A 15,421-nucleotide genomic window follows, 5' to 3' on the forward strand; every position below is an offset into this window, starting at 1 on the left:
ATTAAAATAGCTCTCCGATGAGCCATTTTTTATTTTGTTTCGAGCGTATAGTTATTAAGCCATCGGCTGTTGTCCTAATTTCTGAGGCTGATAACTGATTATACTTGCCTTCAATTTCAAGGATTTGATTTTCCCCCAATTTGAATTTCAATTGGGTTTGTTCAGGTAGCCACTTTTCAAATTTCAATTCATTGGGCAAGTGCCATTTGAAAGGATCACTGAAGATTATTATTTGCGAAGATGCTGATTCAAATAATTGAAAATCAATAGTTAATGTATTTTCAGTGTCAAATACATTCAGATTCCTCCCGCCATTTTTTTCAATGATGCGTAGGGATTTTTCAATTAAATTATCGGTAAGCTCAATTTCAAACAAATCGATATTCCACTGCATTTCGATCAAATTCAGAATCAATTCCCGATTCACTTTTTGACAAAGTACTGCGTCAATTTTTATTTCCTTATTAAGGACATCTGCAAATACATTTTCATGAACAATTACATATGGCGCCCATTCCAGCAAGGACTCCAATTTCCCAATACCCTCCTCCTCTAGCGAAAGAATAAGCAATGCCGGCTCTTGAAATTCCTTAACAAAATGATGGGAGGACATTTAATTCATAGTTGATTTCTGCAATAATAAGAAATCAAGGGCAATAAAAAAGGCTGACAGAATCTCTCCATCAGCCTTTCAAATAAGTTTTAAATTTTATCAGAAGTCAAAGCTAAGTCCGACCATGAAATTTCTGCCAGCCATAGGGTAGTAGAAGTTTTCTTGTACTCTTTCGCCGCCAGCGATATAGCCAAAGGTATAGCCATTTGGCTCGTACTCAATATCAAAAATATTGTTGAGCATAAAAGTGAATCGAGTACTTTTGATATGTTTGGATCTAAGCAAATAATTAAAGCGCAAGTTTTGGACAAAAAATGCATCCAATTTTCGATTTTGGTTGGAAGTGTTATCCAAAAATTGATCACCTACATACTTATTTGCCAAGGCAATTTCGAAATCGCGGGAGGGTTGATAAGCTAGTGTAGCCCCACCAACCCATTCTGGACTTAGCGCAATGTCAGTATTGCCATGAGCTATTTCTTGCTGACCTCCCGCATCATAATCGTCTACAAATTCTACGAAATCAATGATTTTATTTTTACTCCAAGCAAGATTAGCGGCCAAATTCCATTTACTATTCAATTGGAAACTACCATCCAATTCGATTCCTGCTCTATAGCTGTCATCTACATTGGTACGGTTGTATGCGCCAACGTCATTTACTTGACCAGTTATTACCAATTGATCTTTGTATAACATCAAAAAGTGATTTGCTGTAAAACTGAATCGCTCATTTCTCCAGCGTATTCCTGCTTCCACATTTTGCATTGACTCCGCTTTTGGCCTGCTATCAGGTGTAGATTCAGTCAGGTCATTACGAATAGGCTCTCTATTTCCGATGCTGTAACTAGCATAAAGCATGGTGTTGGCATTTGCTTCGAATGTTGCGCCAGCTTTTGGATTGAAGAAAGCATAATCAACTTCCTGTGTGATGTTATTTAGATTGCGGTCAAAACCTAAGAATGTGTAATTTATGGTTCGCAATTGTAGATCGCCAAAAAGATTGAATTTTTCACTGAGTTGATAATTTGCTTTGGTAAATAAGTTAAAATCTGTTTTGAGGCCGTTGTTATCGTAATATCGATCGCCGGGAGTGATAGAATTTCCAAGGAATCTTCCCCAAATTACTTCTCCAAAATGATCACCATCATATCTATTCCATGCACCACCAACAGTAACTTCTAGCTTATCATCTGGACGATAAGTTCCGCTGAAAGTGGTTCCGTAGAAATGATTGTCGAGCCATCTGCGTCTAACCAAATCGCTACGGCTTATGGTTTCCTCACCGATTGTGATATTGGGTAAATTATAATTAGACAGTCGGTCATTAAATCTGAATTGCTCGAAATAGCCTCGCCCACGAGTGTAGTGTAGAGCTGCATTGAAAGTAAATTGTGGATTTGCTTCCAAAGCATATATTAGCTGATAATGATCTTGTTGATAGTTATCTACTTGATTATTGTACTCATAGAAATTGTAAGTTCGGCTATCACTATTTAGCAAGTTTTCTTGCTGCTGTTCATTTAAGCCATTTCGCTCAATATAAGCCAACATCTCTTCACGATCTCCTCTAAGCCTCGATTCGGGAGTTCCCTCCCAAGCTTGGTATGTTTCTTCAGCTCCAGAAAATACATTTAGCTTCAAAAGGCTTTTTTTGCCATGTAGGCCAGCAGATAGATAAAATGACTTTAAGTCTGATCTAGCTCTATCAAGAAAGCCATCTGATGAAATTTTTGACAAACGTGCATCGAAAGTAAATTTTTCGTCGATCAATCCAGTGCCAACTCTTACCGTATTTTTCCAGCTATTAAATGAACCAAAAGAATTGTCAATCTGGGCATAAGCATCCTGATTGATTGGATCGGTTTGGATATTGATAGAAGCACCAAATGCAGCAGCTCCGTTGGTAGAAGTGCCTACGCCGCGCTGTATTTGTATATTCTCCACCGACGATGCAAAGTCGGGCATATTTACCCAAAATACACCATGAGATTCAGAATCGTTAATTGGGATTCCATTCACCGTAACATTCACTCTTGTGGCGTCGCTGCCGCGTATTCTGAGACCTGTATATCCAATTCCAGCACCCGCATCAGAATGTGTCACAATTGAAGGAGTTTGGTCAAGAAGCATAGGGATATCTTGTCCCAAATTCTGCTTTTGAATTTCCTTTCTGTTGACTGTGGTGAATGTTGCAGGCGTTTTTTGTGAAGCTCTAGTTGCAAAAACAATTACTTCTTGACCAAGTAATTCACTCTGTTCTAATTCGAAGATTGCATTTCCACTTGTACTATTTTGTACAGTTTGGGTCAGTGTTTTGTAACCTACGTAGGAGATTTTAAGGGTGAATTCGCTTTCTGGAGCATTGGAAATAATGAAATTACCTTCTAAATCAGAAACTGCTCCAAAACGAGTTCCTTCAATAGTGATGTTGGCATTAGGTAATGCCATTTTAGTTTCCTTGTCTATGACCCTACCTTCAAATGAGGTTTGGGCAAAGGAAACAATAGAGCCAAGGCAAATTGCCAGGCAGATGACGTACTTAAACATGTTAGAAATTTTTAGGTGAAACATTGCGAAGCATCCAAGGGGCAGACGCTTCCTTTAGTTGTTTTACCATACCTCCCTTCGACCGCATTACCGGCATCAGGTTCAATGGGTATAATCTCAGCCCGTATATTTGGGGCACCCCTTTATTCTGTCGCAAATGTACGCCTAATTGTTTTTAGTGCAAATTTCCAATCACTTTTAAAGCACTTTCGAGTCTTTCGTTTTCTTTTCCTTTTATGATTGTATAAGGGAGTCTTCTTTTCTTACACTCCTCATGATATATATTGAAAAAGTAGTTTCTAAGCTCGGGATGTTCTCTTTGAGGATCTTCCACCCAGGGCAAGTCAATATACATCAAGAAATAATGATCGTAGGTTCTAGTTCTCAATTCTCTTTCGATCCAACCTTCCACTTGTTTGAAACGGTGTAAGCTCCAAATTTTGATTACTGTAAGGTCTGTATCACAAATCAAAAGAGGAGGCTTAGTTTCCGCTAATTTATCTTCGCTTTCAATTTGCCCTTTGGCTATTTCAGATAAGTCGCTGTATTTATATTCTCTATTTAGGTTTTTAAGATATTCACGAGCAAATTCAGGGACTAACGGAAATGAGAGTTCATTTGATAGCTGATTTGCAAGAGTACTTTTGCCCGTTGATTCAGGGCCAATGATGGCAATTTTTTTCATAAATTCTTCTGGATACTTAATTCTCGACGCCATCTGGTAAAACCCATAATGGCAAGGATTAAAAAAATTAAAAATTGAAAGGAGGTTAACATAAGCCCTTTGTAAAAATATAACGGAATTGAAAGCAGATTAGTGAAAATCCACGCAATCCAATTTTCTATTTTCTTCTTTGCCATCAAAAGCATTGCCACAAAAGCCATAGAAGTAGTGAGTGCATCCCAATAGGGAACGTCACTGTCTGTAAAATTGATTAATGAATATGCAATAAGAATAAATGAACCGATGAGTGTTGCAATGCTTATTATCCACTCCTTTGTGCTGTTAGTCGTGATTGGTAAAAAGTTATTATTCGAATCCTTTCTCGACCATAGGTACCAACCGTAAATACTCATGATGAAATAATATGCATTAATACCTACATCAGCATATAATTTGGCGCCAAAACAAATGTATACGTAAATCAGTACGCTAATAATTCCCGTTGGGAATACAAGAATGTTTTCAAGTCTTGAATACCAAACACTTAGTAATCCAAAGAATACTGCCGTAGCTTCGAGTAAGGTCAAATGCTGGATACCTTCACGCAAACCTTCCCAGATTCCAATTCCTTCCATCCCGCAAAAATAGCGTAATGTTTAGTCGTAATTACAAACAGAAGATTATTTCGAAAAAGATTTTAAAAATGTGCCATTCAAATCAAGATTTCACTTTTTAATATAAAGGCTAGAAAAAACAAATTCTAATTACTTAAATTGTACCTCCTTTAAATGGAATGGCTTGAAGCAATTTTTATTTCGAATGGGATCGCTTTAATGTGATGATTTAGTAAATGAATTTTGCGAGAGTTTTATTCTGTTTTTCTGTTCAAAATCAAAACAATATTAAGAGTTTAAGAGATTATTAGTTAAATTTGGAGCTTGTTTTGCTCTATCACAATTATTAACTGGCATAACGGAGAAATGAAAATGAAAAAAGTATTAGCAATTGTAGCGTTTTTTGTTGTGGGGATTTTTTCTACTCCACTTTTTGCGCAAGGTGGTTTCAACTGGCCTCCAGATGAAACATTAGCGCAATCAGCGAAGGAAAAATATGTGTTGCATACCGACTCTAGGAAGATGGGTGATTACACTACGGCTCACTCTACTTTAGTGTGGTTGTTGAAAAATACGCCTGAACTTAGTGAATCACTATATATATCAGGCTATAAAGTATTCGAAGAAATGGCTGATGTAGAGGAAAGCGAAAAAAGGAAGTATGAGCTCCAAGATTCAGCTCTCTTATTATATGATTTGAGGGCTAAGTACTATGGTAATGAAGCCAGTATTCTGAATAGAAAACTTCTTCAAGAATATAAGTACTATGCAAATAGGTCAAATAAACTACAAGAATTAGTTAATGACTATACTAGATTATTTGAAATTGCTCCAATATCAGAAATCAATGATTACCATATGTTAACTTACATGGATGCAGTTCGTCGTAATCAGAAAAATAATGGAGGGTCGTTAACAGATCCTGAAATTATGGCCATTTATGACAAAGTAATGGTTGTATACGAGGAGAAAATGTCCACAGCTAAGAATAAGCCACAACTGGAAGAAATGAAGGGTCAGATTGATGGTATTCTTGCCGATATGGTAACTATTGACTGTAATTTCATTGACACTCAATTGGGTGACAAACTGAGAGCAAATCCAACTGATTTGGAAATGGCTAAGAAGATATTCAGTTATTCAATAACTGCATCTTGTACCGAGACTGATATCTTTACGCAAGCAGCTAAAGTTTATTATGAAAGTGAACCTCAATTAGCTGTTGCTAGAGTTTTAGCAAATAGAGCTATAAAAGAAGAAAACTATGATGAAGGTTTGAAATATCTGAATGATGCAATTGAGATGTCAGAAGATAATGCAGAGCAAGGTGAATTGACTATGAGAATAGCTGATATCGCATCATTTAGAAATGAAAAAGGTAAAGCGAGAGAGCTTTATTTAAAAGCAGCTCAAATTGACCCTTCGTTGAAAGAAGCTTATTCAAAAATTGGTGATTTGATTCTTGGAAGCTATGATCAGTGTAAGAAAGAGCAAAGTAGAGTAGATGACAGAGCCATATTTATTGCCGCTTATGAATATTATGTAAGAGGTGGAAATGGTCAAAGAGCAGCTCAAATGAAAGAACAATTCCCTACTGCAGAGATGATCTTTACAGAAGGTAGAGCAGTTGGTGAAGAAGTGAGAGTAGGATGTTGGATTGGAATGACAGTGAAAATTCAAAAAGCTGATTGATCCTCAGTAATATAGTATAAACAAAAAAGCCGCAATCTGCGGCTTTTTTGTTTTAAAGAAAAACGAAACGATTGACGAGTTAATTCTTAATGTCGTGTGGGTTATTACTAATTTTCTTATTTGGAAAAATCCAGATAGATAAAATTGCTAGTATAAAAAGCGCAATAATTAAAAAGAGCATTGCCATGATTCAGAAATTTTTGTTCTGGGCAAAAGTAATAAAAACTTACAAATTATTGGCTTAAAAAATTATTTACATTCATGCCGTACTATTAGGAACTTATGTCTAATTTTGTCCGGCAAATAAGGAATCCATTAGAATTATTTGCTATGCCCTTCGAAAACTCAAAAATTGCCTACGAAGCACTCACCTATGAAGATGTGCTTTTGGCTCCAGGTTACTCAGAAATCCTTCCAAGAGAAACTGACACTTCCACCCGCCTTACGAGGAATATTACTCTAAACATTCCACTTATTTCATCTGCAATGGATACAGTTACTGAAACTGATCTGGCTATTGCGATGGCTTTGGAAGGTGGAATGGGCTTTATTCACAAAAATATGCCTAAAGAAATGCAGGCAGAGCAAGTTAGAAAGGTGAAGCGTTCACAGAGTGGTTTAATTATCGACCCAATTACTCTCCCATTTGATGCGACAATAGGGGATGCGAATCGCATAATGAAAGAATTTAAAATTGGTGGTATTCCTGTGATTGACGACAACAATACACTTATCGGGATTATCACAAATCGTGATTTACGCTTTCAAAAAAATATGAATCGCCCTATTAAAGAGGTGATGACTACTGAAAACTTGATTACAGCTAGCGTAGGAATTTCCTTACTTCAAGCTGAGGATATACTGCAAGAGTACAAAATTGAGAAATTGCCAATTGTAGATAAAAAAGGAAAGCTTACTGGCTTAATTACCTACAAGGATATATTGAAAAGAAAAGATAAGCCAAATGCCTGCAAGGACGACTATGGCAGACTTAGAGTTGGTGCTGCAGTTGGCGTAACTCCTGACATACTTGAGCGAATTGAGGCTCTTAAAATAGCTGGTGTCGATGTAATTTCTATCGATACTGCTCATGGACATTCTAAAGGTGTGATTGAAGCTGCCAAAAAGGTAAAAGCGCGATTCCCTGAACTGGATTTAATTGTGGGTAATATAGCAACGGCTGAAGGAGCTAGAGCATTGGCAGATGCTGGTGCGGATGCTGTAAAAGTTGGAGTTGGTCCAGGTAGTATTTGTACAACAAGAATTATTGCTGGAGTGGGAGTACCACAGCTTTCAGCCGTAATGGAAGCAGCAAAGGGTTTGGAAGGTACAGATGTTCCTTTAATAGCTGACGGTGGAGTTCGCTACTCAGGTGATTTGGTGAAAGGATTAGCGGGAGGAGCTGATAGTGTAATGATCGGTAGTTTGCTAGCAGGAACTGAAGAAGCTCCAGGCGAAGTAATTATTTATGAAGGTAGAAAGTTCAAGAGCTACCGTGGGATGGGCTCATTAGAAGCAATGGAAGATGGATCGAAAGATAGATACTTCCAAGATGCTGAAGATGATATCAAAAAATTGGTTCCTGAAGGAATCGTAGGCCGAGTTCCATTCAAAGGATCTGTGGCAGAAGTGTTATATCAATTAGTTGGTGGACTTAAAGCTGGTATGGGTTATTGTGGAGCAAAAGACATTGCTTCACTAAGAGATGCAAAGTTTGTAAAGATTACTTCAGCGGGAGTTAGAGAAAGCCATCCGCATGATGTGCATGTAACTAGAGAAGCACCAAACTATAGCCTTAGATAATGTTCTAAAATTTGGTAAAAAAATAGGGATTCGCTAGCTAGCGAATCCCTATTTTTTTGATTATAAGTTATAACTAAGCTTTAGAAGGGGCTGATGCAGCAGCTTCAGCAGCTTTTTTCTGAGCCTTTGCTAAAGATTTACTTGTTAGATCCACTACAAGTGGAGCAGCAATGTAAATTGATGAATAAGTACCTACTAGGATACCAATTAAGATTGAGAAAGAGAACCCTCTCAATACTTCGCCTCCAAATATTAATAGAATAACCATTACCAATAGTGTAGTCATAGATGTAATAATTGTACGGCTAATAGTATCATTAATTGCCTCATTAAATACTTTTTCAAAATTCTTAGAAAGTGTGTTTTCGAGATTTTCCCTAATACGGTCAAATACGATTACTGTATCGTTGATTGAGTAACCAATTACAGTAAGCATTGCAGCAATAAATACCTGATCAACCTCAAAGGCAAATCCAAATGCTCTAGCAATAGCAAATGCAGAAAGTACAATAAGCACATCATGGAATAGTGCGATGATTGCACCTAAGCCAAACTGCCATTTTCTAAAACGGATGAAGATGTAAAGGAAAATAGCAATCAATGAAAGGATTATTGACTCAACTGAGCTTGCCTTAATATCATCTGCAATAGTCCCACTAACTTTTGATTTACTTGAGATTGTGAAAAATCCATCTGCAACTTTCGTGTCATCAGCATTGAATGAGAGGCCAGTGTGATTTTCTAAGCCAGTAATTAATGCAGATTCTACTTTTGCATCAGCTTCCTCGCTAGTTTCTGCGATTAAGTAACTGGTAGTAATCTTCAACACATTATTTCCACCGTAGGTTTTCACTTCCGTTCCAGCGTCTTCGAATTGATCTCCAAGGGCAATTTTGGCTTCTGTGGCAGATTGAGGTGTTGGGAATGTCACAACAAATGAGCGGCCACCTGTAAAGTCTACACCAAGGTTCAAACCTTGCTGAACGACAATTAAAATAATACCTATACCAATCACAACAGAAGAAGCAATATATGCTTTCCTTCTTTTCGACATGAAGTCAATATTAATTCCATTTAGCAAGTTTTTAGACCAAGCAAATGAAAAGTCAAGCTTAGTTGAGTCACCTTTGCGAGACATCCACTCGATTACTACTCTGGTAATAAATACTGCAGAGAAGAATGAACAAATAATACCGATGATAAGCGTAATAGCAAACCCTTTAACTGGCCCTTGACCCATTGTGTAAAGGATAATACCAGTTAATAATGTAGTAACGTTTGCATCTATGATTGAGCTATATGCTTTTTCATAACCCAATTTAATAGCGTTTAAAAGATTTACTCCTTTACCTAATTCCTCTCTAATCCTTTCAAATATCAGTACGTTGGCATCAATTGACATACCGATGATTAATACAATACCCGCAATACCTGGTAGTGTAAGAGCGGCATTAAGTTGAGCCAAGATGCCTACGATAAAGAACATGTTGAAAACCAAGGCAAGGATAGCGACAGCACCACCTTTGGCATAGTAAGCAAACATAAATAATACTACTAAAGCCAAACCAACTACAATGGAAATGATGCCTTGTGCTTGAGCTTCTTGTCCAAGTGTTGGGCCGATAATTCCATACTCAACAATCTGGGTAGGAGCTGGTAGAGCACCTGCTTTCAATAAGTTTGCAAGGTCTCTAGCTTCAGTAATTTCGAAATTACCGGTAATTTCTGAGCTTCCTCCAGATATTTCACTTTGTACCGTTGGTGCAGTAAGCACATAGTTGTCAAGTACAATTGCTACTCTTTTACCAATATTTTCGCCAGTGATTCTTCTCCAGTTTTTAGCACCATTAGAGTTCATGGTCATGCTAATGGCTGGTCTTGATCTCTGATCGAACGACTGTCTTGCATCTGTAATCACATCCCCACCAAGTGCTGGTTCAGAATTACGCCCTTTTTTCAAGGCGATCAATTCCAATGTTTCAGTTCCATCAGTTCCTACAATTGGACTAATAGACCAAGCAAATGATAAATTGTTATTTAGAAGAGCATTTACTTCATCTCTTTCTAAGATTCTGTTTATTCTTGCAGTATCTCTTACTTCGTAAGCTAATCCAAATTGAGATCTATTTAATGACAACAATGGCGATACTTGGCTGCCCAATAAATCTTGATCTGTATCTTGAGCTAATTCTGCTTCTAGATCATCTAATTCAGTTGAATCACCAGCCACTGAATCTTGCTCAAGGGCTAATTCATCTTCTAAATTAGTCTCAGATGTTGCGGGTGCTTTTGCTTTTTCTTCGGCAACTAAGAAATCGTTAACAGCTTGGATTGATGCACCGTATTCTTGGATATCCCAAACCTCCCAAAATTCTAACTTAGCAACTCCTTGAAGCAATCTTTTTACTCTTTCAGGATTATCCACACCAGGCAATTCAATTTGGATACGTCCACTACCTTGTAGCTTTTGGATACTTGGCTGAGATGTACCGAAACGGTCGATCCTAGTTCTTAAGATATTGAATGAGCGATCAATGGCATCTTCAACCTCTTTGTTTATCTCAGCAAGAATTTGATCGTCAGGAGTGTTAAAATCAAACCTCCCGCTATTCGCTGCAGTTGCGAATATATTTGCTAATGATTGGTCAGGATTGTTTTCTTTGAATGCATCGTAAAAGTGGCTTGTATAGTTTCCACCTTGTTCACGCACTCTTACGTTTGCTTGAGCGATTGCATTTTCAACCTCAGGCCCCGAATTTCTTCCTGCTAAACCACGAATAATATCGGATGGGTCGATTTCGAGGGTTACTTGCATACCGCCTTGCAAATCGAGACCAAGTCCAAGCTCAGTTTCTTTTACTTCTTGGAACGTATATGCAATTCCAAATAGGTTATAAACTGGTTCTCTCCATACGGAGTCCAAGTATTGCTGTTTTTTAGTAAAATCGATATTGCCTGCCTCGTCTGTTGCATATTCTGTAGCATTTTCTTGCACAGAGCTAGATACAAACGTGAAAGACAAATAGTATAAACACAGAAGTGTTGTAACTATCGAGATGAATATAACTCCACCTTTGTTACGCATAGTTGTAATATTTAGAAATGGAAAAATGTGTTTTTAATGAAAATTTTGATCTAAGGAATTAGATCAAATTAAGGGGCATTAGGCGAAATTATTCGTCTAAAGAGTACTTTTGAAAACCTAACTATAGGCTCTGGAGTGAGAACTTCAGTCCATACTATCTTCTTCTCCTGTAGTGGAGATTCCCATAATAAGGATACTTCTTGATTTTTGTTGAGTTGCTTTAATACGGGTACAGTTGCCTCGTAAGAGCTTACTTGAATTTCCTCATTGCCTTCACTATTCGAGTCATCATCAGTAGACTGTGTAGAATCTTGTAGATGAGAGTTAGCCGAGATTGCAATAATAGATGCTGGCTGAACCACAATAATGAATACCGCAGTAAATAAGGCTGCAAGCATTATTGCTGATTTTTTGAGCTGTTTTATTTTAGTGATGCTTCTCATTTTGGCCTACAAAACTATAAAGCTTTTGTCAATTCACAATAGCGGGAGGAAATTGTTTCTCGAATAGCCTGCTAAATATCAATCTTTTAATGATTTTTCAGCTTGTTATTTAGATAAACAACCAATACATCCATTGCATTTTTGAAATGGTTGTTGTTGGGAATCACCAAGTCAGCATCGCTTTTGAATGGCGCAATGTACTTTTCATAAGTAGGTGCAACATGTCGATCGTAGCGATATAGTACATCTTCAAGATCATAGCCACGTTCATCACGGTCACGGATAATCCTTCTCGAAAGTTTGATATATTCTTTGGCGTCGATGAAAATTTTTAGATCAAGCAAGCTGGCGACCTCAGGATAATAAAATACGAAAATACCTTCTACAACAATTATTGGGGCTGGTGAAAAGGTTAATACTTCGGGCTTTGCTTCAGGATTATTAAAAGCATATTCCAGCTTGCTTACAGTTCGTCCAGCGAGTAGTTCGCGGATATCATGTGCAAATTGTTCGTAATCTATTGAATTGGGCGTATCAAAATTCTTGATTCCCATATCGTCAATGGGCTGTAATTCGCGAGCACGGTAGTAGTTGTCTTGCGATATAAGACAGATTTCCTTATTAGGAAACGACTTTATTAGGGTATTGAGGAATAAGGTTTTACCTGATGCACTGCCACCTGTAATGCCTATGATGTATGGTTTGGTCATCATTAAGCTTGGTCTATTTCATTTTGTTTAAGGAATTCGACGAGCTTTTTCACTGCAATTGCTCGATGGCTTATTTTATTTTTTTCTTCGCGACTCATCTCCGCAAAAGTACAATCATATCCATCAGGAACAAAAATAGGATCATAACCAAAGCCATCTTTCCCTCTCATTTCATCGATTATTTTGCCCTTTACTATGCCAATAAACTGTTCTTCACCGTTTTTCCAAGTTAAGGTTATCACAGTTTTGAATTGAGCGGCTCGATTTTCATTGCCATTTAAATTGCGCAATAGCTTCTGCATATTAGCAATGTCGCTTCTTTCTCCTCCCGCATACCTTGCTGAATACACTCCGGGTTCTCCATCGATTGCTTCAACTTCTAATCCCGAATCATCTGCGAAACTGGGCATTCCAAATTTCTTAAAACTAAAGCGAGCCTTTAATATAGAATTTCCCTCCAGTGTAGATTCAGTTTCCGGAATATCCTCTGTATACTTAAGGTCATGCAAATTCAGAATTTCAAATTGATCGCCCAATAGCTGATTTACTTCTTTGGTTTTATTAAGGTTTTGGGTGGCGAAACAGATTTTCATAATACTGAATTGGAAAGTAATTAATGATGATTTTATCTAAAAAATGTTTCTATTCAACATTTTCAATGGAAATGGAGCGGGAGGGAAAAGAAAAAGGTGCCCAATTTGGACACCTTTTAAAATATTTAGGGCCTAACAGAAATTAGGTGAACATCGAAAATTAGAATGCCTCTGTCTGGTATAATTCCACCAGGAGAATAGGCACCGTAAGCTAATGGAGAAGGAACATAAAATGTAGCTCTACCATTTTCTTTCAAATATTGGAAACCAATATCCCAACCTTCGATTACTGCACCAGTCTGATATCTAAACTCATAAGGCGTATAGGCTCTATTTGGACTGTAAATTCCAGCATCCCTAGCTACTTGCTCATAACTCGTGTCGAAAACTTGACCATTAAGTAGTTTTCCAGTATAATTCACTCTGAGGATATTTCCAGCTGTAGGAATACCCCCTGCGCCAGGTTCATGCACTACATAAAACAAACCCTTGTTGTGATATTGCGCAGAAATATCATTGGCGGCGAAATACTCCTGTAGTACTTGAGTGTCTTCTTTCAATTGTTCTTCTGGATCATACAAGTCGTTATCCCTAAAGCAAGAAGATTGAAGTAAGACCATTGCAAAAATGGCTGTAAGAGCAAAAATTTTGTTCATTTAGATTATTCTTTGGTTATATCAACCATCTCAACGTCAAACATCAAAATAGAGTTTTCTGTAATTTCTGCGCTGCGTGCTTGCGGACCATATGCTAATGGTGATGGAATATAAATTGTCCCTTTTGATCCTTTTGGGAACATCATAAGGCCTTCGTCCCAACCACGAATTACCATGCCTTGACCTACAGTGAATTGAAGTGGTTCGTATTCTCTTTGTTCGGAATATTTGCCAGCTTCTTTCGCAACACTTTCTATACTTGTATCAAAAACTCTTCCGTCAAGTAATTTACCAACATAATGTACTTTCACTTGGTCACCTGCTTCTGGCAATGGTCCTGAGCCTGGCTCTGTTATTATATATCTTAAGCCGTTGTTTGCCACTTGTGCAGTTATATTATTATCTGCCAGATATTTGTCAATAATAGCAATGTCAGTTTCTGTTTGTGCGGCGGCCTTCTCTTCTGCTTCTCTTTGGCTTCTAGCCATAAATTCCTGTTGCAATGCTTGAATCCCTGCTTCATCTTCAACATTGGTAACTCCTAGTATTACAGTTAACATTTCGTCTGGAGAAACGCCTTGAGGAATGTTTTGTGGTCCATAAGCATCCAATGCCGAAAGTTTAATGTGAAGGCTATCACCCACTCTTTTCCCTAATAGAAATGCTTCTTCTACTTTGTTGTTTGGAGCTAATGAATCACTAACTGGAAAAATTTGTGGAAATCCACTATCCAAAGAGCTAAAAAGCACTGAATCCTTGTCATTACAAAGCTCAAGGTTCATTACTAGGAATTCACCATTTTTAACTTCATCACCTGAACCTTTGGTAATGTAGGTGTAAGTTAATCCTGATTCTGTAGTTTGCTCAGTTTGTGTATCACATGCTGAAATGATGGCTGTAAATGCAAATATTGTTGCGATCCAGCCGGCTGATTTTAAAATCATTATTGGTTTATTTAATTGTTAATAAGTTGTTCTTTTACTTCGATAAGAGCATTTCTAAATTTGCTAACCGTATCTTCCAAGCTAGTAGTCGATTGACCCCCCGCAGCGTTTTTATGGCCTCCACCTTCAAAATAGGTTCTAGCAAAATCATTCACAGAAAAATCACCTACTGATCGGAAGGACATTTTTACAGCAACTGCTCTATCGATAATTACTGCTGCAAATACGATTCCGTTAATAGAAAGAGCATAATTTACTATGCCTTCTGTATCACCAGTCTTGGATGAAAATTTCTTCAAATCTTCTTGGCTAATAACAAAATAGGCAGTTCTCAATTCTGGTAATACAATTAACTTTTGTGAAAGTGCATATCCTAGAAATTGAAGTCGCTCTACTGAATTGTTATCGTAAATTAATTTGGATACCTTGGAGACATCCACACCCATATCTATTAGTTCTGCTGTGATCAAGTGCACCTTTTTGGTTGTATTTGGATGCTTAAATGATCCAGTATCAGTCATGATACCAGCGTAAATAGCCTCTCCGATTGCAGCATCGATTAATTCAGGATCTCCAAAATGGTGAATCAAATCAAAGATCAATTCCGCGGTAGAAGCAGCGCTAGTGTCGTGTAATACGTAATCGGCAAAATCTTCTGGTTCAGGATGATGGTCGATATGGAGTTTTTTCCCTCCCGCATTTCTTACAAGGTCGCCCATTTCATTGATTCGCTTGAGCACCGGAAAATCCAAACACACAATCAGTTCTGCTTCTTCTATTAGTTTGGCAGACACTTCTTGATTTCCTTCTTCAAATATAATTACCTCATCATTTCCCGACATCCAATTCAAAAAATTGGGGTAATCAGTAGGAGTGATAACAGTAACTTGGTGATTCTTCTTCTTTAAATAGCCTGCCAATCCCAACGATGAGCCTAATGCATCTGCATCCGGCTTATGGTGTGTTGTGATCACCACTTTTCGTGGGTTTTGGAGGAATTCTGTTAAACCCTGTAGTTTTTGCATGCTTTAGTTCAAACCGGAATTTACCCCGC

General features: G+C 37.6%; 13 protein-coding genes and 1 riboswitch. Of the genes, 2 read left to right on the forward strand and 11 right to left on the reverse strand.

What is annotated here, in order from left to right:
- Position 1 precedes the first annotated feature (1 nt).
- The 4 genes from ACOXY8_RS12035 to pnuC form a co-directional block, all read right to left on the reverse strand.
- A complete protein-coding gene (locus tag ACOXY8_RS12035; protein WP_458331847.1) occupies positions 2 to 613 on the reverse strand; it encodes a hypothetical protein in 612 nt (203 codons plus the stop codon).
- A gap of 99 nt (positions 614 to 712) precedes the next feature.
- Complete coding sequence (locus ACOXY8_RS12040) at positions 713 to 3,163, reverse strand: TonB-dependent receptor (RefSeq protein ID WP_458331848.1); 2,451 nt, start codon at positions 3,161 to 3,163, stop codon at positions 713 to 715.
- A gap of 55 nt (positions 3,164 to 3,218) precedes the next feature.
- Positions 3,219 to 3,316: riboswitch (TPP riboswitch) on the reverse strand.
- 22 nt (positions 3,317 to 3,338) lie between these two features.
- On the reverse strand, positions 3,339 to 3,848 hold the full coding sequence (locus ACOXY8_RS12045) for an AAA family ATPase (protein WP_458331849.1): 510 nt from the start codon (positions 3,846 to 3,848) through the stop codon (positions 3,339 to 3,341).
- Positions 3,845 to 4,462, reverse strand: a complete 618-nt coding sequence (gene pnuC / locus ACOXY8_RS12050) for a nicotinamide riboside transporter PnuC (RefSeq protein WP_458331850.1) — start codon at positions 4,460 to 4,462, stop codon at positions 3,845 to 3,847. The genes ACOXY8_RS12045 and pnuC overlap by 4 nt, the downstream gene beginning before the upstream one ends.
- Before the next feature lie 351 nt (positions 4,463 to 4,813).
- On the opposite strand from pnuC, the gene ACOXY8_RS12055 reads away from it, so the two are divergent.
- Both ACOXY8_RS12055 and guaB read left to right on the forward strand, forming a co-directional pair.
- Complete coding sequence (locus ACOXY8_RS12055; RefSeq protein ID WP_458331851.1) at positions 4,814 to 6,133, forward strand: tetratricopeptide repeat protein; 1,320 nt, start codon at positions 4,814 to 4,816, stop codon at positions 6,131 to 6,133.
- Positions 6,134 to 6,463: 330 nt separating this feature from the next.
- Positions 6,464 to 7,936, forward strand: coding sequence for an IMP dehydrogenase (gene guaB / locus ACOXY8_RS12060; RefSeq protein ID WP_458331852.1), 1,473 nt, complete (start codon positions 6,464 to 6,466; stop codon positions 7,934 to 7,936).
- 73 nt (positions 7,937 to 8,009) lie between these two features.
- Here the strand turns inward: guaB and secDF are convergent, their stop codons facing one another.
- From secDF to ACOXY8_RS12095, 7 genes are all read right to left on the reverse strand, one after another.
- Entirely contained in the window at positions 8,010 to 11,021 is a 3,012-nt protein-coding gene (secDF, locus tag ACOXY8_RS12065; RefSeq protein ID WP_458331853.1) for a protein translocase subunit SecDF, read from the reverse strand.
- 68 nt (positions 11,022 to 11,089) lie between these two features.
- On the reverse strand, positions 11,090 to 11,419 hold the full coding sequence (locus ACOXY8_RS12070; protein ID WP_458331854.1) for a hypothetical protein: 330 nt from the start codon (positions 11,417 to 11,419) through the stop codon (positions 11,090 to 11,092).
- 131 nt (positions 11,420 to 11,550) lie between these two features.
- A complete protein-coding gene (gene udk / locus ACOXY8_RS12075) occupies positions 11,551 to 12,174 on the reverse strand; it encodes a uridine kinase (RefSeq protein ID WP_458331899.1) in 624 nt (207 codons plus the stop codon).
- 2 nt (positions 12,175 to 12,176) lie between these two features.
- Positions 12,177 to 12,767, reverse strand: a complete 591-nt coding sequence (locus ACOXY8_RS12080) for a non-canonical purine NTP diphosphatase (RefSeq protein WP_458331855.1) — start codon at positions 12,765 to 12,767, stop codon at positions 12,177 to 12,179.
- Between the two features lie 125 nt (positions 12,768 to 12,892).
- Entirely contained in the window at positions 12,893 to 13,423 is a 531-nt protein-coding gene (locus ACOXY8_RS12085) for an FKBP-type peptidyl-prolyl cis-trans isomerase (protein ID WP_458331856.1), read from the reverse strand.
- Between the two features lie 5 nt (positions 13,424 to 13,428).
- On the reverse strand, positions 13,429 to 14,367 hold the full coding sequence (locus tag ACOXY8_RS12090) for an FKBP-type peptidyl-prolyl cis-trans isomerase (protein WP_458331857.1): 939 nt from the start codon (positions 14,365 to 14,367) through the stop codon (positions 13,429 to 13,431).
- Between the two features lie 11 nt (positions 14,368 to 14,378).
- The gene (locus ACOXY8_RS12095) at positions 14,379 to 15,392 is read right to left on the reverse strand and encodes a DHH family phosphoesterase (RefSeq protein ID WP_458331858.1); all 1,014 of its coding nucleotides are present in this window, start codon (positions 15,390 to 15,392) and stop codon (positions 14,379 to 14,381) included.
- Between the last annotated feature and the right edge of the window lie 29 nt (positions 15,393 to 15,421).

Source organism: Peijinzhouia sedimentorum, assembly GCF_049340005.1.
Classification (GTDB): Bacteria; Bacteroidota; Bacteroidia; order Cytophagales; family Cyclobacteriaceae; genus CAXBDP01.